This is a genomic window from Bdellovibrio bacteriovorus (assembly GCF_048286975.1).
Classification (GTDB): Bacteria; Bdellovibrionota; Bdellovibrionia; order Bdellovibrionales; family Bdellovibrionaceae; genus Bdellovibrio; species Bdellovibrio bacteriovorus_H.
The window spans coordinates 530,297-554,278 of sequence record NZ_JBLVRT010000001.1 but is presented as its reverse complement, the minus strand read 5'-3'; the positions used below and the strand labels follow the sequence as shown (position 1 = coordinate 554,278).

Genomic DNA, 23,982 nt, shown 5'->3' with positions numbered 1-23,982 from the left:
ATAGGATACGACGTGAAATTAGGTTCTCTTAAATCGTCTCAAAGCATGGATGGTGAATTGTGTGTGATCAGCCGCGATCTGAAGACCGCGGTGAAAGCCACGGCGATTGCCCCTTCCTTGCGTGAGGCGATGGAAAAATGGTCCGAGAAAGAAGCTTCCCTGAAGAAACTTTCTGACGACTTGAACGCGGGCAAAGCGGCCGGTGCTTTTGCCGTTAAAGAAGGTGACTTCCATTCCGCGCTTCCGCGCACGTGGTTGTTTGCTGATGGTTCTGCTTTTATCTATCACATCAAGCTGGTGCGCATGGCGCGCAAAGCTCCACTGCCAGAGACATTGAGCACCGTTCCTTTGATGTATCAGGGCGAATGTGGCCAATTCCTGGCGCCGACCGAAGACATCCCTCAGCGTGATTTCGCGCACGGGACAGACTTTGAAGGTGAAGTGGGTGTGGTGACTGATTTCGTGCCAATGGGTGTGACACCGGACGAAGCACTGAAATACATCCGTCTGTATGTTCTGATCAATGACGTGTCTTTGCGTGGTTTGATCCCCGAAGAGCTGGCGGCGGGCTTTGGCTTCTTCCAAAGCAAGCCGGCATCAGCCCTGGCTCCGTTTGCTGTGACGGCAGACGAGCTGGGTGAAGCACTTAAAGACGGGCGCATTCATCTGCCTCTGAACGTGAAGTACAATGGGGAATTCTTTGGCAAAGCCAATGCAGGCGCCATGCACTTCCACTTTGGTCAGTTGATTGCTCACGCGGCAAAAACCCGCAATCTGGCGGCTGGTTCCGTGATCGGCAGTGGAACTGTTTCCAATGAAGATCACGCCAATGGTTCAAGCTGTCTGGCGGAAAAACGCATGATTGAGCAAATCGAGACAGGCGCGATCAAAACGCCATTTATGAAGTCCGGCGACACCGTTGAAATGGAAATGTTCAACGCTCAAGGTGAAAGCATCTTCGGACGCATCTTCCAGAAGGTGAAGGCCGTTTAAGCCTTCACCCGTTCTTTCGGGCCCTTGATTAAAGGGCCTGAATCACTCCACACGCAATGCGCGCGCCAGAGTTTCCTGCCGGTTGGGATTTCAAATCATCCTTGTCCGCGTGAATCACAACCGCTTTGCCGATAATGCTTTCAGCACCTGGCTTCATGGTCATGCCTTTGATAACCAAAGTTGTGATCGCCTTGGATTTATTGTCGGCAATCAGGTTCCCCATATCACCCACATGACGTCCATGACCGTCGTGACCTGCGTGAGATCCTTTGGTCGGATTGAAGTGGCCACCGGCTGAAGAAAAGTCCGCAGCAGAACAATCACCTTTTTCATGGATGTGGAAACCGTGAGGACCTGGTTTGATGCCTTCAACCATGGTTTCGATTTTCATTTCGCCATCACCTTCGGTGAAGTGAATGATGCCTTTCAGTTTGGAACCTTTGATGGTCTTCAGAACCGCTTGGGCTTTTTGAGGAGCGGCTGTCGCCGTCGGGGTTGGAGTGGATTCAGCAGGGGCTGGAGCTTCCGCCTTCTTTGATTTGTACATACAAGAAGTCATCGCAACGGCCAACAAACTGACAAGCAACATTCTTTTCATAGGGATCCCCTTTCAGTGTTGTGCTGAATATTGTCCCTGATCCCTTAGTTGATGTCATCAGCCATTCGCCAGATAGGCTATAATACCGACTACGATGAATGTGGTCAGATAGAAGTATATTACCACACGTCCAAGGCGAATTTTCGGAGCCAGAATAGCTCTTGTTTCAAGAGTCGTCATAGTGACCTCCCTTTACTGAGAATGATTTTCTCATGGTTCTGCGCAATCTCACCAATAGATAAAAGCTAATCACCTCATAGAGAAAATCTTACGTCTTTCCCTTGTGATTTCGAGATGAGCTTGAATACGGAACTAAGTCCAGTTTTGAGAATGAAAGCCCTTTGAGAACGTCGGCATAGGGCATCAAGCAGTGACCTTCCGGAAAGCCGCATCCAAGCTTAAGAGGCAGAAGGAGTTCGCCTATGATCAGCTTGTTTTTCTCTCTTCTAACCACCGTGTCTTTTGCTCAGCAAAAGGTTCAGGTACAGACATTCACTCCACAAGGGTTTGTAAAGTCTGTCGAGCAAGTGCGGGTTGAATTCAATCAACCGATGGTCCGATTTGGCGAGATCAAACTGGATTCCCCGGTGCAGAGCTCTTGCTTTGACGCAAAAAAAGGACAGGGCCGCTGGATCGACACCAAGAACTGGGTCTTTGATTTCACCGAGCCTCTGGCTGGCGGACAATCGTGTGAAGTGAAGGTCCATGCACAGACTTTCAGTTTCAACACCGGCGGGCCGCACATCAAAAACATCTTCCCACAAACCTACCGCGATGTGGATCCCGAGCAGAGCTTTGTGGTCTTTGTGGATTCAGCCGTAAAAACAGAATCCCTGGCTGCGGGTGTGTACTTTGTGATTGAAGGACTGGGCGACCGTGTTCCAGTTCAAGTCATCACCGGGGGCGAAGCCACGAAGACTTATCAGGCGGCTGAAAGCGAATACAAGTACGAAAAAGAGCTGTTCAAAGGGGACTATGTCGTTTTGAAGGCGCAGCGCCCATTCCCCGCCGGGGCACGTGTCAGCCTGGTGTGGTCGAAGGCGGTGCAGTCTCCTTCCGGGTACGCCTCGAAAGAAGATGAAGTTTTTGAGTTCAATGTGCGTGAGCCGTTTAAACTGTCTTTCAACTGTGATCGTGAAGCTGCGAACCGCCCATGTGTTCCCTTGATGGGAATGCGCCTGAACTCGTCCTCCGCATTTTCGGCGAAGCTGGCGCGGGAAATTTATATCCAGTCCGCCGACGGGAAGAAAATCAAGGCCACGAATCTGGATGCAGCTTCGGGTGGCAAAGACACTGTCAGTTATTTGGAATTCAAGGGACCTTTTGTCGCCAACAGCCAGTACACCGTTGTGATTCCGGCAAAAATGAAAGACGAGGATGACCGTCTTTTGTCCAATCAATCTCAGTTTCCGTTAAAAGTAAAAACGGGGGAAGATCCGTCACTGCTTAAGTTTGCCTCCACTTTCGGAGTGATCGAATCCGGTCCTGAAGCCGCGATGGCTGTGACTTTGCGTCGCGTGGAAAAGTCTGTGGACACTCAGTTTGCGGGCTGGACGGGGCAGTTGAAGGCCAATGACTTTAAGTCCGTCATCAAAGCGCTGGGCGAAGTGATGCGCAATCCTTACGGCGAAGAAGCCATTAAAAACTGGCAGGGAAAAAACACGCAGAAAATCAAAGTCGATAAGCCGGCGAAAGCCACCGACCTGGAGGTTGTGGGAATTCCTTTGAAAGCTCCGGGTTTCTATGTGGTGGAAATGAAAAGCCCGCTCTTGGGGCAAAACCTGCTGGATCAGAAGAAGCCTTTCTATGTGCGCTCGGCAGGGCTTGTGACAAACATGTCCGTGCACGTGAAGCACACGCGCAACGAAGCCTGGGTGTGGGTGACAGAGCTTAAAACCACCAAGGTGATCGCGGGCGCGAAGGTGTCCATCTTTGATAATGCCGGAAATGCTATTTCCAGCGCGACCACGGATGCGCGGGGTTGGGCTTCATTCAAGTTCGCAAAACCTGTTGATGATTGGGCGACCGATCCGCAAAGCGGTTTTTATGGTGGCTTCTTTGCCATGGCAGAAAAAGGCGATGACTTCAGTTTCACGCACACCAGCTGGGATAAGGGCATTGAGTCCTGGCGCTTCCAGATTCGCTCAGGCGACACGGATTCCCCATGGCTGGGCCACGCAGTTTTGGATCGCACCTTGCTAAAGCCTGAAGAAAAGCTGTCAGCAAAGATCGTTCTGCGTAAGACCAGCCTTTCTGGCTTCTCTTTACCAGCAGGGAGTGAATGGCCGACTCGTCTGACGGTGGCCCATGATTCGGGTCTTCAGACTTTCAAGCTGCCTTTGACCTGGAATAAGAAAACTGGCGTGGCCCTGTTAACCTGGCCGGTTCCTGCGGGTGCGAAGCTGGGCCGTTGGACCCTGACCTTGGAAAAAGACACACCAGCGATGAACATTGCCATCGGCGACGTGGCAGTGGAAAACTTCCGCGTGCCTTTAATGCAGGTAAGACTGGATGGGACAAAGCCGGTTTATGTGCAGGAAAAGAATATTCCGGTGCAGGTGTCGGGCACTTACTTTGCCGGCGGCCCTACCGGGGAATTGCCAGTGAAGATGCGCTGGAACGTTGAGCCCGGATACTTCTCGCCACAAAATGAAGACTTCCAGGAATATGCTTTCGCCAACGGTGCTGTCAGTGAAGGTCTGTTCCGTCAGGGCGAGGAAGAGATTCAGCGTCATGTCCCACAAAGCGGCACACGTGATTTCAAGCTGAACAAACAAGGCGTGGCCCAGGAATCCATCTCGGGGATTAAATACGCAGCAGCCCCGCAGAATCTGCGCACTGAAATTGAATACAAAGACCCGAACGGTGAAATTCAGTCCCTGAGCCGCACGTTCCCGCTGTGGTCTTCGTCCCTGGTTCTGGGGATGAAGTCCCGCGGCTGGTCCGCAACTCCGGATAAGGTGGAGTTTGATGTGGTGGCTCTGGATCTGCAGCAGCGCCCACTGAAGAATCAGAATGTTCAGGTCGATCTTTATACCAGTCGTTATTACACTCATCGTAAGCGGCTGGTGGGTGGCTTTTATGCTTATGAAGATTTCCGTGAATACAAAAAAGTCGGCGAACTGTGTCGCGGGGTCACGGATACAAGTGGACAGTTCCTGTGTAAGGGAAAAACCAAGGTTTCCGGTTCCGTGATTGCAGTGGTGTCTGGAAAAGATGCCCAAGGCCGCACGAGCTATAGCAACGTCACTCAATGGATTATCCGTCCCGGTGAAAATCAGTGGTTTGGATCTGAAGACAATGATCGCGCGGATCTGATTCCATTTAAGAAAACCTATGAACCCGGTGAAACCGCCGAGTTCCAGCTGCGCACGCCATTCCCGCAGGCCAAAGTTCTGGTGTCGGTCGAACGTGATGGCATTTTGCATTCAGAAGTCATCGACGTCAGCGGCGACAGTCCGGTGATTCGTGTTCCGATCAAAAAAGAATACGCTCCGAATGTGGTGGTATCAGCCTTTGCGATCCGGGGACGACTGGCGGATCCAAAACCAACAGCGTTGGTGGACTTGGCGAAGCCCGCTTACAAACTGGGCCTTGCGCAAATCAAAGTGGGTTGGAAAGAAAACACTTTGAAGGTCGCTGTGGCTACGGACAAAAAGACTTACAGTGCCCGTCAGAAATCCCAGGTCACCATCAGTGTGAAGGACAGTCAGGGGCGCCCAGCATCTAGTGCAGAAGTGGCTTTGGTGGCGGTGGATGAAGGGCTGCTGGCTTTGCGCGATAATGATTCCTGGGATTTGCTGTCTTCGATGATGCGTTTACGCCCGCACACGGTGCAGACTGCGACCTCGCAGACCCAAGTGGTGGGTCGTCGTCACTTTGGTTTAAAGGCGGTACCGATTGGCGGTGACGGTGCCGGAGGCCTGCGCCGCGAGTTGTTTGATACTTTGTTGTACTGGAACCCAAGTGTGAAACTGAACGCCAAAGGCGAAGCCAAGGTGGATATCAAACTGAATGATTCCACCACCAGCTTCCGCATTGTGGCGGTGGCGCTGCAGGGGCAGGATCAGTTCGGCACGGGCTGGACATCCATTCAGTCGTCCCAGGACGTCATGATCATGCCGGGACTGTCCTCGGTGGTTCGTGACGGCGATGAATTCCAGGCAGGCTTCACGGTGAGAAATGCCTCGGACAAGGTTCAGAATCTGAATTTGAATCTGGCAGTGGCTCCAAATGCGGGAACACACCCGGCGCAGACATTGCGTTTGGCAGCGGGTGAAGCCAAAGAGATCTTCTGGAAGATCAAAGTTCCTGCCGGGGCTTCCCAGCTGGAATATATCTTAAGTGCGCGCACCTCTGATGGTCGTGCGGTGGACGAGATCAAAAAGACCCAGCAGATTCTTCCGGTGCGTGTGGCAAGAATTTATCAGAGCGAATTTGGCAACTGGCCTGATTTCAAGAAACTTTCCCTGCAGCAGCCTGCCGGGGCGGATCTTGCCCAAAGTTCTCTTGTTATTGAATTGAACAGTTCGTTGGGTGGTTCCACGGAAGGCATTCGTGAATTCTGGAAGAACTATGTGTATTCATGCCTTGAACAGCAGGTTTCCAGAACTGTGTCTTTGAATGACAAGAAGGCCTGGCAGAAGCTGGAAGAAAAGCTTGATACCTATTTGGATGGCAACGGGCTGCTGCGCTACTTCCCCGGCAATGCCGTTTCCGGCAGTGTGAATCTGACAGCTTACGTCTTGAATATCGCGCATGAAGCAGGCTTCACTTTCAGCGATGAACATGAAAACCGCATGCTCGATGCCATGAACGCTTATGCAGAAGGCCGTCTGCGTGAAAGTCATGAAACCGATCGCGCCGACAGTGTTCTTAAAAAGATCACCGTCATGGAAACTCTGTCCCGCTATCGCCGACTGAATGTCGCCACCATCCCGGCGGTTGAGTATTCGCCGAATCAGTGGCCGATGTACACGTTGATTGAATGGTATCAGATTCATCTGTGGGAAAAAGACGTCCCAGGCCGCGAACAAACCCTGAAAGATATCGAATCCATTTTGCGCAACCGGTTCTATTTCTCGGCCAAGCGTTTGCAGTTTAAGGACGAGCGTTTGGAATCCATGCCGTGGCTGATGCGCGATTCAGAAAGCTCGGTCTTGCGTTTGATTCTGACCATGATGAAGCTTCCACAGTGGCAGTCTGATATTCCTCGCCTTTATCAGGGGGCTTGGTCCCTTCAACAGGAAGGGGCCTGGGCCCTGACCTCAGACAACGCCTGGGGCGCGATTGTGATGAGACGCCTGCAAGAACACTATGGCAAAGAGAAAGTCGAAGGCACCTTCGTGGCCGAGCTTGCTGGCGCGTCTGAAAAGTATGCTTGGTCCAAGGGCAGCTCTGGTTCCTTGAGTCTTCCTTGGCGCCAGGACAAGGCCGAGCTGAAAATGGATCAGCAGGGCGCGGGTCGTCCGTGGATCACGGTTTCAGTCAAGGCCGCGGTGCCGGTGACCAAAGCGGTCTTTGCCGGGTTTAACGTCGAAAAGACCATCACGCCGGTTGAACAGAAAGAAAAAGGCCGCTGGAGTGTCGGGGACATCGCCAAGGTTCAATTAAAGGTCAAAGCCAAGGCCCCACAGACATGGGTGGTGGTGGAAGACCCTATTCCAACGGGTGCCAGTGTGATTCAGGCTTCTTACGCCACTTCGGTGGAAAGAAAGTCTGAACTGATTCGCTTCTATCATTCCTGGTTCCCGCAAGAAGAACAGGTGATGGAATACACCCTGCGCATCAATCAGTCAGGAACCTATGTGCTGCCAGCTCCACGGGTCGAAGCCATGTACAGCCCGGATCTGTTTGCTGAATTGCCAGAATCCGTCTGGAGCGTGCAATGAGAAAGAAACTGATCTGGGGACTTGCAGGGGTGGGAATGCTGGGGGGAGTGGCTGCTATGGCCATCATTGCCAGCAGCGTGCCTTCCTTGCCAGCCTATGATTCGGTGAAAAAGTCCTATGTCAGTTCCGATCTTTTCCTGGTGGACCGCAATGGCAAACCTTTGCATCAGTGGCGCCAGGATCTGAAAGAGCGCACATTGTTGTGGGCGGATCACAAGGATATCGCTCCGGCCATGATCACAGCCTTGTTAAAATCCGAGGATAAGAACTTCTTTCATCACTGGGGTGTGGATCCCTTGGCGATGGCAGCTTCGGTTTATCAGCGCAGTGTGAAGGATTCCCCGCGCGGGGCCAGCACCATCACCATGCAGCTGGTGAAGCTGCTTCATCCCAATAAAAAAACCTGGCAGGGACTGTCCGGAAAAATGCGCCAGTCTTTCGCGGCCATGAAGCTTGAAAGCCAATGGAGCAAAGAGCAGATTCTGGAAAGCTATCTGAACCTGGTCAGCTTCCGCGGCGAACTGCGCGGGGTGAACGCGGCCTCGTGGATGATGTTTGGAAAAAGTGCGGCGGATCTTTCCCGGGTGGATGCGACCCTCTTGTCGGTCCTGATTCGTTCACCAAATTCTGAAACAGCCCAGTGGGAAAAGCGCGCCTGCTGGCAGGAACCGGATCTGTGTGCGACCTTCAAAGACAGCATCAGTCGTATTCAGCCGCAGAAGATGATTTCTCAGAATCAGCAGGCCTTGCACCTGGCGCAGCGGTTTTCCAAAGAAGGCCGTCGTGGGCAGATCCAGACAACCCTGGATCGCGATCTGCAAAGCTATATCCAGGAACAGATCACTTCCCAGATTCGCAGGCTGCAGGCGCAGAACGTGAATGATGCCGCGGTGATTGTGATTGAAAACCGCACCGGCGAGGTCTTTGCCTATGTCGGAGGATCCGGTGATCTTTCCAGCGCGCCTTATGTCGACGGGGTGCAATCCTTAAGACAGGCGGGGTCCACATTAAAACCATTCTTGTATGCCACGGCATTTGAAAAGAAATTGTTGAGTCCGGAATCCTGGCTTGAGGATTCCGCTGTGGATATCGTCTTTGACCGGGGAGTTTACAAACCCCAAAATCACGACCGCCAGTTCTATGGCTGGGTGATGGTGAAGACGGCCCTGGGATCTTCACTGAATGTTCCGGCCGTGAAGGCCTTTAAACTTTTGAATGATGAATCCTTCTGGGGAAAGTTAAAGACTCTGAATTTTAGAAACCTGGAAGAACCCGAACACTATGGCCCGGCCTTGGCGCTGGGAGTGGCGGATGTGACCCTGGAAGATCTGGCGCAAGGCTATCGAACCTTGGCACAGGATGGATTCTTGTCGTCGCTAAAGTTTGAACCTCAGCAGGAAACCGCTGAAGCCACGGAAGTGTTTGAGGCTGCCAGTGCACGCGAAGTGAAAGAAATCCTGTCCGACAATCAGAACCGCGCCTTGGGGTTTGGTCTGGATTCAGCTTTGGCACTGCCGGGGGCGGCGGTGAAAACCGGCACCAGCAAAGACATGCGCGATAACTGGTGTGTGGGCATGAATGACCGCTTCACTGTCGGTGTGTGGGTTGGAAACTTCAGCGGAGAACCCATGTGGAATGTGATGGGCGTCAGTGGTGCGGCCCCGATCTGGAAGCGCACCATGATCTGGCTGCAGGATCACTATCCGTCGGAAGCCCGAATGGCTGAAGTCGTACCGGTCAAAGAGTCTCAGCCTGAAACTTATCCGGGGGCGCGCATTTTGTATCCGCAGGATGGCATGGTGCTGGCGCTGGATCCGGCGATTCCGGCGGGCAATCAGAAGATGCCGCTGCTGGTGGAAAATGCTTTGAAGAAAGATCTGTACTGGAAAATCAACGAAGACAAAAAAATAAAGGCGACCGAGTCTTATCTATGGTCGCCTTCACTGGGCCGTCACCACTTTGTGCTTTATGAAGGAGACAGCAAAGTGGCCGAGGTTTCTGTTCTGGTGAAATAACTAGATGTCATAGTGGAACAAAACCGGAACCTGCATGTCCGGGTGAACGCTTTGTTTCACCGGACAGGTCATGGCGATTTGTTCCAGTTTTTTTCTGTAGTCGTGCGGGATGCTTTGAGGCATGTGAAGAACCACATTCAGCTTCACGATACGGCGCGGGTTTACGCCCATTTCTTTTTCCACTTCAAAGCGGGCGCCTTTCAGCTCCACGCCGTCTTTTTCGGCGGCAATAGCCATCACCGTCATCATGCAGCTGCCCATGGCGGCACCCACAAGATCGGTCGGAGAAAATGATTCACCTTTGCCATTGTTGTCTTTAGGGGCGTCAGTTTCCAGCGCGGCACCGGATGGGCCGTGTTTGATTTCACTGTGTTTGTGACCTTGATAGACTCCGGACATTTTAACCATGGGGCAACTCCTGTGAAGTTAACATGGCCTCAAATCGGGAGCCGGTCAAATCTTAGGACGACATTTCCTCGATAATCTTACGCAGTCTCATCTCAGAGGATTTAGACATATCCGCATAGATTTTGCGAAGGTGAGAGGATCTCACAGCATCGTTTTTGGAGGACTTCATCTCACGGCCGAACTTCAAAGCCGCACAGACGCTTTCAATCACGACTTTGCGTTTGGAGTCCTTGGTGATGAAGTCAAAGGCACCCAAAGAAAGAGCTTCCAGGGCGCGGGAATGATCACCGTGAGCAGTCAGCACCACAAACGGAGTCATCTGACCCAAAGAGCGCACATAAGCCAAAAACTTAAGACCGTTCATATGGGGCATTTCAATATCAGACAAGATGGTGTCGAATTCCTGGGCTTTAACGAACTGAAGGGCGGCAGAGCCGTCCTCGGCTTCCACGATTTCATCCACAAATTCTTTGAGGAAATGCTTCAATAGCTCTCGGATATCGGAATCGTCCTCGACGATGAGCAATCGGCTTTTCTCTTCTTGTGGCGCAGCCATCCTTGGTTCTCCTACAGAGAGTATTTGTTAATGACTCCCAACAGGGTGTCCTTCTTAAACGGCTTGGCGATGTGATCGTTGCAGCCGGCCCGTAAAGATTTCTGCCGATCTTCCGCCAAAGCGTGCGCCGTCAAGGCGATGATAGGAACCGGAGGCTTGTGACTTTCCTTTTCCCATTCACGGATGCGATCGGTGGCCGCGTAGCCATCCATCTCAGGCATTTGCACGTCCATAAAGACGATGTCAAACTCACCTGACTTTATCTGATCTATGGCTTGAAGTCCATTCTCTGCTTCAATTATTTCAAACGGTTCGTTCTTAAGATAATGAGTGAACAGGGTGCGATTGTCCTCGGTGTCATCGGCAATCAGGATCTTCACTTTGTGGCTTGGATCACGCTGCTTCGGGCTTACGAAATCCAGTTCAGGGGTGCGCATTGGCACCGGCATATGGTTCACTGGATTATAGATCTGTTCGCGATACGGAATCGTGAAGAAGAAGGTCGTTCCAGTGCCCGGGCGGCTCTTAAACCAGATCTGACCACCCATCAGCTCCACCAGGCTCTTGGAAATCGCCAAGCCCAGGCCTGTGCCACCATACTTTCGGGTGACGGAGTTGTCGGCCTGAGAGAACTTCTGGAAGATCATGTGCTGGCGATCGTCGGGAATACCAATGCCCGTGTCGGTAACACTGATAAGAAGAGTGTCCTTTTTGGACGGATTTTTACCAATAACCAGACGCACCTGACCTTTATGGGTGAATTTGATCGAGTTCCCAATCAGGTTGATCAGCACCTGCCGAAGTTTGGTTGGATCTCCCATCAGGTGAGGCGAAACTCCCGGAGCAATTTCGCAAATGCATCCCAGACCCTTTTCCAGAGCGCGGGGTTTCATCATGTCTTCAACGTCGGCAATCAACTTTGTCATCTCGAACGGAATATTTTCGATAGAGACTTCACCGGCCTCAATTTTGGAAAGATCCAGAATATCATTAATCAAAGACATCAGGACTTCGCCGGCTTTGCAGAAGATCGTCACATAGTACTTTTGATCGGCATCAAGCTTGGTCTCTTTCAGCAGTTCGGCCATCCCCATGATTGCATTCATCGGCGTGCGGATTTCGTGACTCATCTGGGCCAGGAATTCAGACTTGGCCTGGGAAGCCTTCAGCGCCTCGTTCTTGGTGGTGATCAGGGACTGTTCCACGCGACGAAGTTCGGTGATGTCCTGAGTGGTCACGTACATGAACAGGGCGTTGCCATAGTCGTCGTATTCGGTGCGGCCCTGACAGCGCACCCAGATCAGGTCATTGGAGTCCTGCTTTTTCATGCGCAGATCCACATGGAAGGGGGCGATATTTTTATGCGCTTCAGCCAGAGCCTTGTCAAAGACGGGCAGGTCCTCGGATAAAATCAAAGAGCGGAACAAATCATAGCTGGGAACCACGTTGTCCGGAGTTAAGCCCAGCAGGTGGAATTCTTCTTCCGACCACAGGCATTTGCCAGTGCGTATGTCCCAGCGGAAAGAACCGGTTCGGGAAAGAGACTGCGATTCTTTCAGCAGCTCTTCTTTCAGCTTCAGTTCTTTTTCAATTTCTTTTTTCCAGCGCATGTCGGTGCCCATCATGGCCAGAAGGATCTTGTCTTTGTTTTCCGTATTCACGCGGGCCCAGGAAACTTCCAGAGGCACACGTTCCCCGGTGATCTTTTTCAATGATGCTTCAGCTGTGTGAGTGGATTTGCTGGCATCGCGTTCACGCAATGAGTTTTCAATCACGGAATAGTCGGTTTCAAGCCACAGACTGAGATCGCTGTGCTTCAAGGTCGGCCCTGGAGCTCCGGTCAAAGTTTGCGCCGTCGGGTTGAATCCGCGCACGCGGAAGTTTTTTCGCAAACTGTCTTCGACGTCTTCAACCTCAACAATGAAAAAGACTTCGTTCAGTGAATAGACGACATTTTCAAGGAAGTCGCGGGCGGCTTTGGTTTTGCGGAAGTCTTCGCGGACCTCGTCAAATTTCTGGTACAGTTCCTTGTACTCCTCTTCCTCAGGAACAGGCAGAATTTCCCTGAAATCATGAGACTTCAGCTTGTCCATGCCATCCGCCAGGACCTGCGACGGGAAGAACATACGGCGATAAACCAGCCACGCGGCAGCCAGGGCCAGACTCCACAGCAGGAATCCGCCAATAAAGAACCACGGCAGTTTATAGGACAGCGGTGCCAGGCTTTCATTCAGATCCATCTTGCTGATGATGATCCAGTCGGTGTTGTCGACGACATTCACGCGGCCCGCCGACTGCAGGCTGCGGGTGCCCATGTAGTCTTCGCCGGAATCAAAAGCCACACCGCGCTCCATATAGCGACGAACCTGATTCGGTGGAAGAATCAAAGACAAAGAAGCCGAGCGAGATCGCTCTATGCTTTCCAGGGCGGCGCGGGAGTCATCCTGCTGGCGGACCTTTTGGATGAAGTGATCCGGGCTTTCCAGATACAGGCGAGGGCTGTTGCGCACAAACCCGTCGGTGCCGAAAGCGACAACTTCACCGGTCATGCCAAGACCCAGTTCTTTCCATTTGCGGTTGTGGCTCAGGATCTGATCGATACGCTCCAAAGAAAGCTGGAACACCAGGGTCCCGACAAAATGGGTCTGATCAAAAAGGGGCATCGTCAGGAAGGCGGCGGGTGTGTGCCAGAAGTGGCTGATCGGAGTGAAGTCAAAATACTTGGTGGCACCCTTGGGTGCATTCAGGGACCAGCGATACGCCTGAGCGAGGCGGGAGTTTGAAAGCGGGCCGGAGATAAGATTATCCCCCAGTGCCAGGGACTTCGCTGCCGAGTACGCCACGGTGCCGTTGGGTTCAATCAGCAGGACATCGCTGAGCTGGGATCGTTCCATGACATCAAAAAGTTTCGAATGAAGACTTTCATAGCTGCGGAAGTAATTCAGATCCGAGAACCCGTTGATCGATGCCAGTTGGGGCAGAGGGCGGTTTTGTGTGCGTGCGCTTTGCTGGAACTGGTATTGTAAAAACAGAGGCAGGGCGGTGAGCTGTTCCAGAATACGGGGATAGTCAGAGATCTGGGAAGGATTGCGTTCTTCCATCTCTTTCCGCCAGGCGGTGGCCTTGCCGTTGGCGCGAAGCCAGTTTTGCAGCTGCTGGTGTTCCTGGGGATAACGACGAAGGAACTGCAGGATCGGGGTGTATTCCGACGTCAGCACCAGCGCATTTTTCAGATAGGAAAATTCTTTTTGAATTTCATCTGATTTGAAGTCGCGAATTTGCACCAGTCGTTCGCGGGTGCTTTGTTCCAGGGAAGAACTGCCCATCTTGTAACCGACAGTTCCGGCAATGAGCAAAGTGCCCAGTACCAGAACTGAGGTAAAAAGAAACAAGCGGTTCTTGTGGTTCATAGGCTCCTACATCGGGACGTAATGGATCTCGACATTCAGAAAGTGAATGCGCATTTTCTTCACAAGTTCAGGCAAAGGGGTTGCATCATTTTTCTTTGCGGCAACTTCCATTTGCGCGGCAAGGTCGCTGAGTTCGGCAAAGCCGTATCCAGCAGCGGCACCTTTGATTTTGTGAGCCATTTGCGCGATGGACTGGAGATCGTTTTTCTCCACGAGAGCGCTAAGGGACTCAATGTCCTTCTTCCGATTCTCAATAAACTGAGGAATCAGATCTTGTAGATCAGCATCGATTTCAACCTTCACCTTAGACATTTCCATGCCCTCCTTATCCTCGAAAACAGCTCATGTTTACAATTCATATTAGTTTATGACAGTGTTTATTGCATACATTTAATACCAAGAGTAAATTCGATGAGAAATTTGCAGGAGAGCCCTTTGCTAAAGCATTTGCTGGTCTATTTTTTACCGGTTTTTTTGATTACATGCACGTCACAAAAGGAACTGGGAAGTCGTGAGAAGCCCATTCAGTTTGCATTGGTTCCAGGGCAGGATTCCGCCGTGCTTATGGAAAACGGCAAGCAGCTGGAAAAGTGGATTTTAGAAAAGTCCGGACTGCATGTGCGCATGCAGGTGCCAGTCAGCTATGTGGCCGTGGTTGAGGCCATCGGTTCACAGCGAGTGGATGTGGCGATCTTAAACACGTTTGGCTATGTCTTAGCCCACGATAAATATGGCGCGCAGGCAAAATTGATTGGTGTGAATCGTGGTATTTCTGAATATTGGGGTCAGATCATCTCGGCGGATCCAAAAATAAAAACCCTGAACGATCTTCAGGGAAAAAAGTTCGCTTATGTGGATCCGGCTTCAACGTCTGGCTATGTCCTGCCTGCAAAACTTTTCAAAGATCACAATATCAAGCTGGGCGACACGGTTTTTGCCGGCAAACACGACAGCGTGGTGACGATGGTTTATCAGGGGCGTGTGGATGCTGGTGCGACTTATCACACACCTTCTGAAGACGGCGTTCCTCAGGACGCGCGCCGACTGGTAAAGACCCAGTTTCCGGATGTGTATGAAAAAGTGCATATTGTGCAAAAGACCGACTCCATTCCCAGTGATCCAGTGGTGTTTCGCAAGGACTTTCCGGCCGATATCGGGGCTCGGTTGATCGCGGCCCTGAAAAGCTTCCCGTCCACGCCGGAAGGCGCAAAAGCGCTGAAAAACCTCTATCACCTGGAGGGATTCAAGGATTGCTCGGACAAAGACTATGAACAGGCCCGCAAAATCCTGTTGGAAATAAGCCAGCAGGTTCAGGAACCCGCAAAGTAATCAGTGACTTACGGTCTTTTCGCACTCGACCTTGAAAAAACGGGCTGAGTGCGGTTTAATGACTTAATGGGCCTCGCAACATTCGCAAATCTTATTCTAAGATTCTGTTGCAGCAGAGAAATTCTGCTGAAGGCCTAGTTTTACCTTTTTAGTTCCCCGCATTTTTTTAAAATTCAAATTAACTTAAAACAAACGCTCTTATTCCTTTAGGAGGAGTTATGAACAACAACAACAGCACTGAGCCTCGCATTTTAGTCACTGATCTGGATTTCCATCGTCTGTCTGCATTGGTTTCCCAGGTGGAAGGCCCCTTTGCCGAAGCACTGGAAGAAGAACTGAGCCGCGCCAACGTGATCGCACAAAAAGAGATTCCAAGAAACGTGGTGACGATGAATTCCCGCGTGCAGTTCCTGGATGAAGTTTCCGGTCAGGAAAGTGAAATGACCCTGGTGTATCCGCAGGATGCAAAACTGGAAGAAGGCCGCCTGTCCATTCTGGCACCTGTCGGTATTGCGTTGCTGGGTCTAAGTGTCGGTCAGGAGATCAACTGGAAGCTGCCAAACGGGCAAAGCAAAAAACTGAAAGTGCAGGCGGTGACTTACCAGCCGGAAGCATCAGGAAATTTTGATCTTTAATCGCGAAGCTCTCGGCACACGAGAGCTTTCTTTTCTTCGTTTTTGGTGTAGGTGGCTTTGAATTCACGGCCACCCTGTGACAAAGACAGTTGCGCATCGACGCGAACGTCTTTGGAGTTCCACAGTTGCACATAGGTTTGATTGTCCAAAAGGGGAATCTGATAAACGCGGGTCGGGGTGCTTTCAACGACCACCAGATTTTGCAGCAGATCGACTTTGCCCATCTGCATGTTTTCCGCGGGATCAAAATACTTTTTCATACGCAGGGAAGCAAAGTTCCCGTACTCGCCGTCAAAGCGGCAGGTGTAGACCGAACTATCTTCGGCTTGAGTTGTAGCAGCACTTGCGATGATGAGCCCCAGCAGCCATTTCTTCATGCAAATCTTATCGTGTTTCTGGTCTTCGGGCTTAACGCCCGGCAACTGGCCTATGGCCCAGTTTCAAAGTCTTGACGACGGAAAAACAGGGGCGCATTTTGAATTATTCCCAGAAGGAGTCACTTTCATGCGTGCAGTTGAAATCACCCAACCCGGCGGACCTGAAGTTTTAAAAATCACCGAAAGAACCAGGCCTGAACCTGCCAGCGGCGAAGTGTTGATCGAGATCCATGCCTCGGGTGTGAATCGTCCGGACTGCGCGCAAAGACAGGGAACTTATCCACCACCTCCGGGGGCCTCCGATATTCCGGGGCTTGAGATTGCCGGAAAGATTGTGGCCGTGGGTGCGGGTGTCAGCAAGTGGAAAGTCGGCGACATGGTGTGCGCGCTGGTTTCTGGTGGTGGTTATGCTGAATACGTTGCGGCCCCTGAGGGGCAGTGCCTGCCTGTTCCAACGGGAATGAGTGTTGTTGAAGCCGCCGCTTTGCCAGAGACCTTCTTCACCGTTTGGACCAACTTGTTTGAAAGCGGTCGCCTGCAAAAAGGCGAAAGTGTTCTGATTCACGGCGGAGCCGGCGGCATCGGCACGACGGCCATTCAAATGGCCTCGGCCATGGGTGTGCGGGTTTTCACGACGGTGGGAAAAAAAGAATCCGTATCGATATGTCAGGAGCTGGGGGCTGAACGAGTGATCCTGTACAAGGAAGAGGATTTTGTCAGTGTGGTGAAATCACTTACGGCTGACAAGGGTGTGGATGTGATTCTGGATATGGTGGGCGGGGATTACTTTGCCCGCAACATTGAGGCCCTGGCCGTCCAGGGGCGGCTGGTGCAGATCGCAACGATGCAAGGGGCGAAGGTGGAGCTGGATTTGCGCAAAGTGATGTTTAAGCGTCTGACTTTGACGGGTTCAACCTTGCGCGCACGCCCGGTCGCGGAAAAATCCCGCATTGCCACGGCGTTGTTGCAGAATATCTGGCCGCTCTTGAATAAAAATCAGATGCGACCGGTGATTTATAAAGTTTTGAAATTGGAACAGGCCGCTGAGGCCCACGCGATGATGGAAGCCAGTCAGCACACCGGAAAGATTGTGCTGACGACCCGTTAGACAAGTTTATTCCAAGTGCTCTCTTTGACGGGAGCTCTTGTCGCATTTGCCGGTGAAGGCATGATTCACAGCGCGCTGTTTCGGCGCGTTTTCAAAGAAGCGGCGAAGACCCGGCACATTCACTTCAATCATTTGTTTCATCTGATTCTGGGACGGGGAATGAGTCGTGCCCATTTCAAAGAGCAATGACCACACGCCATGTTTCCAGTAAGCATAGTCTTCAAATGCGCCATCGGCGGCATAAAGAAGTTCTTTGGAGTTCCCCACTTCATAACCACTTTCCACCACGGCGTCTTTGGAAAGGCCGATGAAGGTGCTGTCGTATTCGGTTTTGGTGTCACGTGTGGAAAAACCCCAGGGATATAAAACGGCCGGCCAGTGCGTGTGCAAAGTGGCGGAGCTGACGATCTTGGCGTTTTCCAGGAACTCTGCCAAAGCTTTCGTGGCTTTGGAGCGATGAGAGGCGCCGTTCACACACGGACCCGGGTAATCACGGTTGGGATCCACGGTGCCACTGGAAGTGCGCTCATAGCGATTGCGGGAGTTGTAGCCGGAGATATTCAAAACCGGAATCACGTACACGGTGTGACCTGGAATCGGGTTTCTGGCAAACGCTTCAGCAGCCCCCAGGGCGACAGCGGTGGAGCCGTATTCATTGCCGTGGTGAGTGGCAACAATCAGATCGGCGATTTCACCGTTTCCGATTTTAAGACCCGAGATCATCTGACCGGAATCAGACGGACCGATATCGATCCATTGAGCGTTGGTGGGATTTTCCTGAACAATGCGGCGAAGAGTGTCAGTCACACTCGCGTAATTGCTTGCAGGAGCGGCTTTCGTCATCAGAAATAAAGACAGAATCATTTCTAGCATGAATTCAGGCTCAGCGCGTTCCTGTCTTAAGTCAAAAGCCCCTCCGCCAATCTGGATCAAGGTCCAAAAGGTACCTGCTTACTTTTTCCGAAGCGCTGTGCCAGAGTCAATAGTATGAATTTTCCCGCACCGTTCGTGAAAAACATCCGCGACACTTTTGGCATTGCTGGCGAAGAATGGCTGCACGGCCTTCCGTTTTTGTTGCGCGGGCTTTGTGAACGCTGGGATCTGACGATCACCGGGCACGCCGAAGATCTTTCTTATAACTTTGTGGGATATGCACGCACCAATGCGCAAAAAAATCCTGTGGTGATCAAAGTACTTTGTCCTGATGGAGTTCTGGATAAAGAGCTGCAATGGCTTAAATACTATTCCGAAGTCACTCCGGCAGTGCTGGCGGTGGAATCGGATCAAAGAGCTTTTATGATGCAGATGGTGTCTCCGGGCAGTTCACTGAAATCACTTGTGAAGGCCGGTAAAGATGGCGAAGCCACGTCAGTGATTGCGCAAATGATCCGGTCTTTGGGTAAAGAGCGGCCCGCGGGGATCCTGCCTTACAAGCATGTGCGCGACTTCCTGCCGACACTGTCACTATTGCACGGAAAACTTTCTTCAGAGCTGGTGCTACTGGTGGCTGTTCTTTATGACGAACTTTGTATGACGGCTCCGCGCGATGTGCTTTTACACGGGGACCTTCATCATGACAATATTCTGGCTTCTGCCGACGGTTGGAAGGTTATTGATCCACATGGATATGTGGGTGATCCAGCCTTTGAAGTCGGGGCGATGATTTCAAATCCGCTGGATTGTTATCCTTCAGGACAACTGCTGGAAAAGATTCTTGATCAGCGTCTGGACATTCTATATCGCGAGCTTGCGATGGATCCTCATCGTATTTTGGGATGGACATTCTGCTATTCGATGCTGTCAGCCGCCTGGAGCATTGAGGATCGACAAGAGGTTCCGGAAAACCTTCTGCAGATTGTCCGGATACTTGGCAGTAAGATCGCGTCATGACCTGACGGAATACACGCGGACAAAAACTTCCACTGTAACTAGAATGAAGGCAGGGGGCGTTTATGTTGAATGAAAATCCTCTGGGCGAAATCCAAAAGATTGAAAACGACATCTATCGTTTGCAGCGCCGGCTGGAAATCTTAAGAAAAGAAAATCCTCCGCTGGAAGTCAAAAACTACATTTTTAAAAACTTAAACGGAGAAGTCACCTTGCGCGATCTCTTTGACGGCAAGGACCGGTTGCTCGCCATTCACAACATGGGGCAGGGCTGCCGGTCGTGCACGATGTGGGCGGACGGATACAATGCTTTCTTGCCTGCACTGGAGGAGCAATTCACCGTGGTCATGTTTTCAAAGGATTCTCCGGAAGTGCAGCGGCGTTTCGCCAATGACCGGGGCTGGAGATTCAACATGGTGTCTCATGGCGGAGGTCTCTATATCCGGGAACAGAGTGTGGTGCCGGGCAAAAACAATATGCCGGGACTGGTGTACTATGAACGCCGTGGCGAGCGGATCTTCAAGAAGAACAGCAGCGTCGTGGGACCCGGGGATACTTTCTGCCCGGTGTGGAGTCTGCTCAGTCTTGCCGGCATCGGCATGGATGATTGGACACCCCAGTACCGTTACTGGAGCCGTCCGGAAAGAATGGATGACGGCGGGATGAATCTGAGTCTTTAGCCGAATTTCCCGGCCTGATAGTCTTCAATGGCCTCGATGATTTCTGCTTTGGTGTTCATCACAAACGGTCCGTGAGAAACCACGGGTTCATTGAAAGGATCAGCATGAGCAAAAAGGATCACGGCATCTTCTTCCGCATTCACGCGCAAGGTATCACCGTCGTTGTTAAACTCAACCAGCTGAAATCTTTCAGCGGTGTGACCGTTGACGGTCACAGTTCCACGCACGAGGTAAAAGAAAACATTCCTCGGCGCTGAAACTGTCAGATCCAGCTGGGCTGAGGCTTTGAGGTGAAGTACCTGACACTGAATATCCACTAGGGGATTGAAGGCGCCATTTTGTCCCAACCAGTTTCCCGAAACCACTTCCACGGTCACTTTGCCGTCGTCGGTTTTGATCTTTGGAATATCCGGGGCTTGCAGGCCTTTGTAGCTGGGTTTGGTTCTTTTAAGTTTGGCGGGAAGATTCACCCACAGCTGAAGAATCTCCAGCGGGCCGCCATTTTTCATGAATTCGGCAGAAGAGACCTCTTCATGAACCAGCCCGTCTCCGGCAGTCATCCATTGCACACCGCCGGCGTTGATCACACTTTCGTGTCCGCCGCTGTCACGGTGGGCAATGTCGCCTTCAAGAATAAAGGTCACGGTTTCAAAACCCCGGTGCGGATGGGGACCAAAGGGCAATCCATGATTTGGCGACGGATAAGTCTGTGGACCGTGATGATTCAAAAACAAAAAAGGATCCACGATGCGCACTTGATTGGTGGGAAGTGCGCGACGGGTGACAAGATCGTCTATATCCTCACGGATTGCGGAGGCCACTTGCTTTATTGATCGTTGCTTCATCCGGTTCCTTTTCCGCCAGCCAGGCGCGGGCCTGATCCAGCTCTTTGCGGGTGAAAACCTCGATGTCAGTGCCCACAATCGGATCAAAGAAATTACTGACGTTTTTCACCCAGTGGATGTCTGTGACTATAGCAGCTTTTGGGATTTTCTTGAGATTTTTTATGCCAAAACGAAGGTCTTTCCAGAAGGCCGCAAGCTCTACCTTGCCGATATCACGCACTTCCTCCAGAACACTGACTTCACCCCAGTCGTCGATGCGTTTTTGTATCAGATTCAGAAGGGGTACGACGGAATCCTTATTAATATCTCCATCGACCAGAATTTCGATGTATTTGAATTCGGGGTGTTCAGCGGTCACTTTCAACATGGCAAACTCCTTCTTGCAGATGAGTTTGTTATCGTCTTTCACAAGGCGGAACGGGGACAAATTAAATTCCCCCTCCTTGTTGAACGGCAAAGTGCGTGGTAGCGTTCAGGCATGAAATCAATGACTTCCGTTCTTCCCAGTGTGGCGACAGGCATCGTGGCGGTGCTGGTGGGCTTTGCAAGCTCAGTGGCCCTTCTTTTCCAAGCAGCCCAGGCCGCAGGGGCTACGACGTCTCAGGCGAGTTCCTGGGTCTTTGCCGTTTGTGTCGGGGCGGGGTTGGTTTCGATTCTTTTCTCGTGGCATTACAAGATGCCGATCCTTGCCGCGTGGTCCACGCCGGGCACCGCTTTGTTGGTGGCTAGTTTTGCGACTCCCATCCCGATGCCGGAAGTGATCGGAGCCTTTGTCTTCTGTGGTGTGCTGATCGTGCTTTCCGGGATCACGGGAATTTTTGCCCGCGTGGCCAACCGTATTCCGGTGGCGCTGGCGTCGGCCATGCTTGCCGGGGTGTTGGTGCGTTTTGGGATGGATGTGTTTCATTCGCTGAAGGCACAGCCCGTATTGGTGCTGATCATGCTGGCTGTTTATTTTGCTGCCCGTCGGTTCAGTCCGCGTTTTTCCGTGCTCTTTGTATTGCTGGCGGGTGTGCTGGTGGCGCAGGTGCAGGGGATGTTGGATTTCTCTTCGGTGCACCTCGAATTTGCCAAGCCTGAATTTGTGGCTCCCGCGTTTTCTTTCCCGGTGATGATCGGGATTGGATTGCCACTGTTTGTGGTGACGATGGCCTCGCAGAATCTGACCGGAGTGGCCGTGTTAAAAGCTTCCGGCTATCAGCCGCCGATTTCTCCGGTGATCACAGGAACGGGTCTTGCCACCATGTTGCTGGCACCCTTCGGGGCGTTCTCGGTGAATTTTGCGGCGATCACGGCCGCGATTTGTGCGGGGCCGGAAGCCCACAAAGATCCCGCCAAGCGCTATATCAGCTCTATTTCCGCGGGTGTTTTCTATTTGTTGATTTCACTTTTTGCCGCCTCGATCATGGCGGTGTTTGCAGCCTTCCCGAAGGAACTGATTTTGTCGGTGGCGGGCATTGCCTTGTTTGCGACGATTGCCAATGGTCTGGCTTCCGCCATGCGTGAAGACTGGAGCCGAGAGGCCGCTCTGCTCACGTTCCTGGTGACCGCTTCGGGTGTAACATTGTGGGGGATCGGCTCGCCATTTTGGGGCCTGGTCGCCGGAGGCATTGGCCTTGTGGTGACAAGGCCAAAATAATCAAATCAGAACCAGATGACGTTCCACATCCAGCACCGGAGAACTCAGAGGCTGGATGGTGACCTTCAGGTCCTTGAATTTCTTGCGGGCCAGAACGACTTCTTCGTCGATCTTTTCTTTGCGGCCTTTTAGCAGGAAGTACCTGCCGCCTTTTTTATAATAATCACGGCTGAATTCCAAAATTACATCGACCGGCTTAAATGCGCGGGAAGAAACCACTTCGATTTTTTCAAGCTTTGGCGGGATCTCGCCGTGTATGCGCAGATTCGGCGCAATGCTTACGCAGCGATTTAAGAAGTCCTGTTTCAATTTGGATTTTTCAAACAGATGATATTCCACATTCGGGAACTGGATCGCATAGATCACACCCGGCAGGCCCCCGCCGGAACCAAAGTCCGCCGCGACTTTCACATCTTTGGGAAAGTCTTTGATCGGCAGCAGACAGTCGATGACGTGATTGTCGATCAGTTCTTCGTAGGTCATTTTTCGGCTGATCAGATTCAATTCTTCGTTGGAGGACCACAACAGATCCAGATAGGCCTTCAATTGAGGCAGAGCTGCTTCGTTGAAACCAAGCTGTAAAAAGACCGGACGACGTTTTTCGAAATGTTCAGACATTCCCCAGTTGTAAAGACTTCGCAGCCAAAAGGGAAGTTCAGACTCTGGGCCGGTTCACTTTTTTGCCGCGAACAGGCCTTCGGTGTGTAGGAAATCCATGATTTTCGGTTTACGGAAAAAGGCCCAGAAAATTACAAAAACTTCGACAGTTTGGCCAACAGTAAAGAGGGCCTCCATTTATGCCGATGGGTTCAGAATGCAAAACACCCCTCGACACAAACTATTTTTCGTAGTCGCCCTGTTGCTTGTTGTTCAGATACTGGCGGGTTGTAAATCCTCTAGCTCCACGACGGTGGCTTCATCGGAAAACTCCTCGTCGTCGACTCCTGATACTGACACCGACACCGGCGCCACGACGCCGGATCCCGTGGAACCGGAAGTGGTTCCACCGGTGACGCCTCCTTCAGTTGATAATAATCTGCGCGAAGTCATTCCTCTTTGGGAAGACAAGGTTGCGGACGGCAAGGCTTGGTCCACTCACGTTTACAGTGCACTGGATAAACTGGGTCCGAATCTGCTGGATGTGATTCCTGCGGACCGCAGTCTGTTCTGTCCGAAATATTCCAGTCTGTCCTATGCACAGCGCAAGCAGTATTGGGCTTTTGTTCTGTCGTCCATGGTCAGATTTGAGAGTAACTTTAAAACCGCAATGTCCTACACCGAGGACTTCAACGACAGCAACGGCAATCGTGTGATCAGCCGTGGCTTGTTGCAGATTTCCATCGAGTCAGGCAATGCCTATGGCTGTGGCTTTAAGTCCACCAAAGATCTTCATGATCCATTGCAAAACCTGAGCTGTGGTATCAGAATCCTGGATCGCTGGGTGGGTCGCGACGGACGTATTGCCGGTAAAGTAAACGGTGCCTGGAAAGGCGGCGCTCGTTACTGGTCTGTGCTGCGCGCCGGTGACAAGACCAGCTATAAGTCCATCGTCAGCTGGAGCCAGAATCTGTCCATTTGCAAGTAGATCGTTTTGATCTTCACCGGATCGGT

The 23,982-nt window shown here is 51.8% G+C and carries 21 protein-coding genes; 10 read left to right on the top strand and 11 right to left on the bottom strand.

What is annotated here, in order from left to right:
* Positions 1 to 12: 12 nt before the first annotated feature.
* On the top strand, positions 13 to 993 hold the full coding sequence (locus ACNQKP_RS02720; protein ID WP_417862691.1) for a fumarylacetoacetate hydrolase family protein: 981 nt from the start codon (positions 13 to 15) through the stop codon (positions 991 to 993).
* Positions 994 to 1,021: 28 nt separating this feature from the next.
* On the opposite strand, the gene ACNQKP_RS02715 is transcribed toward ACNQKP_RS02720, so the two are convergent.
* Both ACNQKP_RS02715 and ACNQKP_RS02710 read right to left on the bottom strand, forming a co-directional pair.
* The gene (locus ACNQKP_RS02715; protein ID WP_011162893.1) at positions 1,022 to 1,591 is read right to left on the bottom strand and encodes a superoxide dismutase family protein; all 570 of its coding nucleotides are present in this window, start codon (positions 1,589 to 1,591) and stop codon (positions 1,022 to 1,024) included.
* 57 nt (positions 1,592 to 1,648) lie between these two features.
* A complete protein-coding gene (locus tag ACNQKP_RS02710; RefSeq protein ID WP_015089486.1) occupies positions 1,649 to 1,771 on the bottom strand; it encodes a hypothetical protein in 123 nt (40 codons plus the stop codon).
* A 242-nt stretch (positions 1,772 to 2,013) separates the two neighbouring features.
* On the opposite strand from ACNQKP_RS02710, the gene ACNQKP_RS02705 reads away from it, so the two are divergent.
* Positions 2,014 to 7,482 carry an alpha-2-macroglobulin family protein gene (locus tag ACNQKP_RS02705; RefSeq protein WP_417862690.1) on the top strand — a complete coding sequence of 1,823 codons (5,469 nt, stop codon included), beginning with the start codon at positions 2,014 to 2,016 and terminating at the stop codon, positions 7,480 to 7,482.
* Entirely contained in the window at positions 7,479 to 9,497 is a 2,019-nt protein-coding gene (gene pbpC, locus ACNQKP_RS02700; protein ID WP_417862688.1) for a penicillin-binding protein 1C, read from the top strand. The genes ACNQKP_RS02705 and pbpC overlap by 4 nt, the downstream gene beginning before the upstream one ends.
* On the opposite strand, the gene ACNQKP_RS02695 is transcribed toward pbpC, so the two are convergent.
* From ACNQKP_RS02695 to ACNQKP_RS02680, 4 genes are read right to left on the bottom strand one after another with little or no spacing between them, the layout of a single operon-like run.
* On the bottom strand, positions 9,498 to 9,905 hold the full coding sequence (locus ACNQKP_RS02695; protein ID WP_011162896.1) for an OsmC family protein: 408 nt from the start codon (positions 9,903 to 9,905) through the stop codon (positions 9,498 to 9,500).
* A gap of 52 nt (positions 9,906 to 9,957) precedes the next feature.
* Positions 9,958 to 10,461, bottom strand: a complete 504-nt coding sequence (locus ACNQKP_RS02690) for a response regulator (RefSeq protein WP_011162897.1) — start codon at positions 10,459 to 10,461, stop codon at positions 9,958 to 9,960.
* A gap of 11 nt (positions 10,462 to 10,472) precedes the next feature.
* Positions 10,473 to 13,871: an ATP-binding protein gene (locus ACNQKP_RS02685; protein ID WP_417862686.1), complete on the bottom strand. Its 3,399-nt coding sequence runs from the start codon at positions 13,869 to 13,871 to the stop codon at positions 10,473 to 10,475.
* 6 nt (positions 13,872 to 13,877) lie between these two features.
* A complete protein-coding gene (locus tag ACNQKP_RS02680) occupies positions 13,878 to 14,183 on the bottom strand; it encodes an Hpt domain-containing protein (protein WP_417862684.1) in 306 nt (101 codons plus the stop codon).
* 123 nt (positions 14,184 to 14,306) lie between these two features.
* Between ACNQKP_RS02680 and ACNQKP_RS02675 the strand changes: the two genes are divergently transcribed.
* Together ACNQKP_RS02675 and rnk are read left to right on the top strand one after the other, a co-directional pair.
* Positions 14,307 to 15,200, top strand: coding sequence for a phosphate/phosphite/phosphonate ABC transporter substrate-binding protein (locus ACNQKP_RS02675; RefSeq protein ID WP_417862682.1), 894 nt, complete (start codon positions 14,307 to 14,309; stop codon positions 15,198 to 15,200).
* Positions 15,201 to 15,418: 218 nt separating this feature from the next.
* Positions 15,419 to 15,835, top strand: a complete 417-nt coding sequence (gene rnk / locus ACNQKP_RS02670; protein ID WP_417862680.1) for a nucleoside diphosphate kinase regulator — start codon at positions 15,419 to 15,421, stop codon at positions 15,833 to 15,835.
* Here rnk and ACNQKP_RS02665 read toward each other — a convergent pair.
* Positions 15,832 to 16,212 (bottom strand): cell wall hydrolase, encoded by a 381-nt coding sequence (locus tag ACNQKP_RS02665; protein ID WP_417862678.1) that lies wholly within the window; start codon positions 16,210 to 16,212, stop codon positions 15,832 to 15,834. The genes rnk and ACNQKP_RS02665 overlap by 4 nt on opposite strands.
* Before the next feature lie 127 nt (positions 16,213 to 16,339).
* Here ACNQKP_RS02665 and ACNQKP_RS02660 point away from each other — a divergent pair, with 127 nt between their 5' ends.
* Positions 16,340 to 17,320, top strand: coding sequence for an NAD(P)H-quinone oxidoreductase (locus ACNQKP_RS02660; protein ID WP_417862676.1), 981 nt, complete (start codon positions 16,340 to 16,342; stop codon positions 17,318 to 17,320).
* A gap of 6 nt (positions 17,321 to 17,326) precedes the next feature.
* On the opposite strand, the gene ACNQKP_RS02655 is transcribed toward ACNQKP_RS02660, so the two are convergent.
* Positions 17,327 to 18,193 (bottom strand): M14 family metallopeptidase, encoded by an 867-nt coding sequence (locus tag ACNQKP_RS02655; RefSeq protein ID WP_231839245.1) that lies wholly within the window; start codon positions 18,191 to 18,193, stop codon positions 17,327 to 17,329.
* Between the two features lie 114 nt (positions 18,194 to 18,307).
* On the opposite strand from ACNQKP_RS02655, the gene ACNQKP_RS02650 reads away from it, so the two are divergent.
* Positions 18,308 to 19,210: an aminoglycoside phosphotransferase family protein gene (locus ACNQKP_RS02650; RefSeq protein ID WP_417862673.1), complete on the top strand. Its 903-nt coding sequence runs from the start codon at positions 18,308 to 18,310 to the stop codon at positions 19,208 to 19,210.
* 62 nt (positions 19,211 to 19,272) lie between these two features.
* Positions 19,273 to 19,887, top strand: a complete 615-nt coding sequence (locus tag ACNQKP_RS02645) for a DUF899 family protein (RefSeq protein WP_417862672.1) — start codon at positions 19,273 to 19,275, stop codon at positions 19,885 to 19,887.
* On the opposite strand, the gene ACNQKP_RS02640 is transcribed toward ACNQKP_RS02645, so the two are convergent.
* Together ACNQKP_RS02640 and ACNQKP_RS02635 are read right to left on the bottom strand one after the other, a co-directional pair.
* Positions 19,884 to 20,732, bottom strand: coding sequence for a pirin family protein (locus ACNQKP_RS02640; RefSeq protein ID WP_417862670.1), 849 nt, complete (start codon positions 20,730 to 20,732; stop codon positions 19,884 to 19,886). The genes ACNQKP_RS02645 and ACNQKP_RS02640 overlap by 4 nt on opposite strands.
* Entirely contained in the window at positions 20,689 to 21,099 is a 411-nt protein-coding gene (locus tag ACNQKP_RS02635) for an STAS/SEC14 domain-containing protein (protein ID WP_417862668.1), read from the bottom strand. Before ACNQKP_RS02635 ends, ACNQKP_RS02640 begins: the two co-directional genes overlap by 44 nt.
* 111 nt (positions 21,100 to 21,210) lie before the next feature.
* Here ACNQKP_RS02635 and ACNQKP_RS02630 point away from each other — a divergent pair, with 111 nt between their 5' ends.
* Complete coding sequence (locus tag ACNQKP_RS02630; protein WP_417862666.1) at positions 21,211 to 22,371, top strand: benzoate/H(+) symporter BenE family transporter; 1,161 nt, start codon at positions 21,211 to 21,213, stop codon at positions 22,369 to 22,371.
* On the opposite strand, the gene ACNQKP_RS02625 is transcribed toward ACNQKP_RS02630, so the two are convergent.
* Positions 22,372 to 22,989 (bottom strand): 16S rRNA (guanine(527)-N(7))-methyltransferase RsmG, encoded by a 618-nt coding sequence (locus tag ACNQKP_RS02625; protein WP_417862664.1) that lies wholly within the window; start codon positions 22,987 to 22,989, stop codon positions 22,372 to 22,374.
* A 196-nt stretch (positions 22,990 to 23,185) separates the two neighbouring features.
* On the opposite strand from ACNQKP_RS02625, the gene ACNQKP_RS02620 reads away from it, so the two are divergent.
* Entirely contained in the window at positions 23,186 to 23,956 is a 771-nt protein-coding gene (locus ACNQKP_RS02620) for a transglycosylase SLT domain-containing protein (protein WP_417862663.1), read from the top strand.
* Positions 23,957 to 23,982 lie beyond the last annotated feature (26 nt).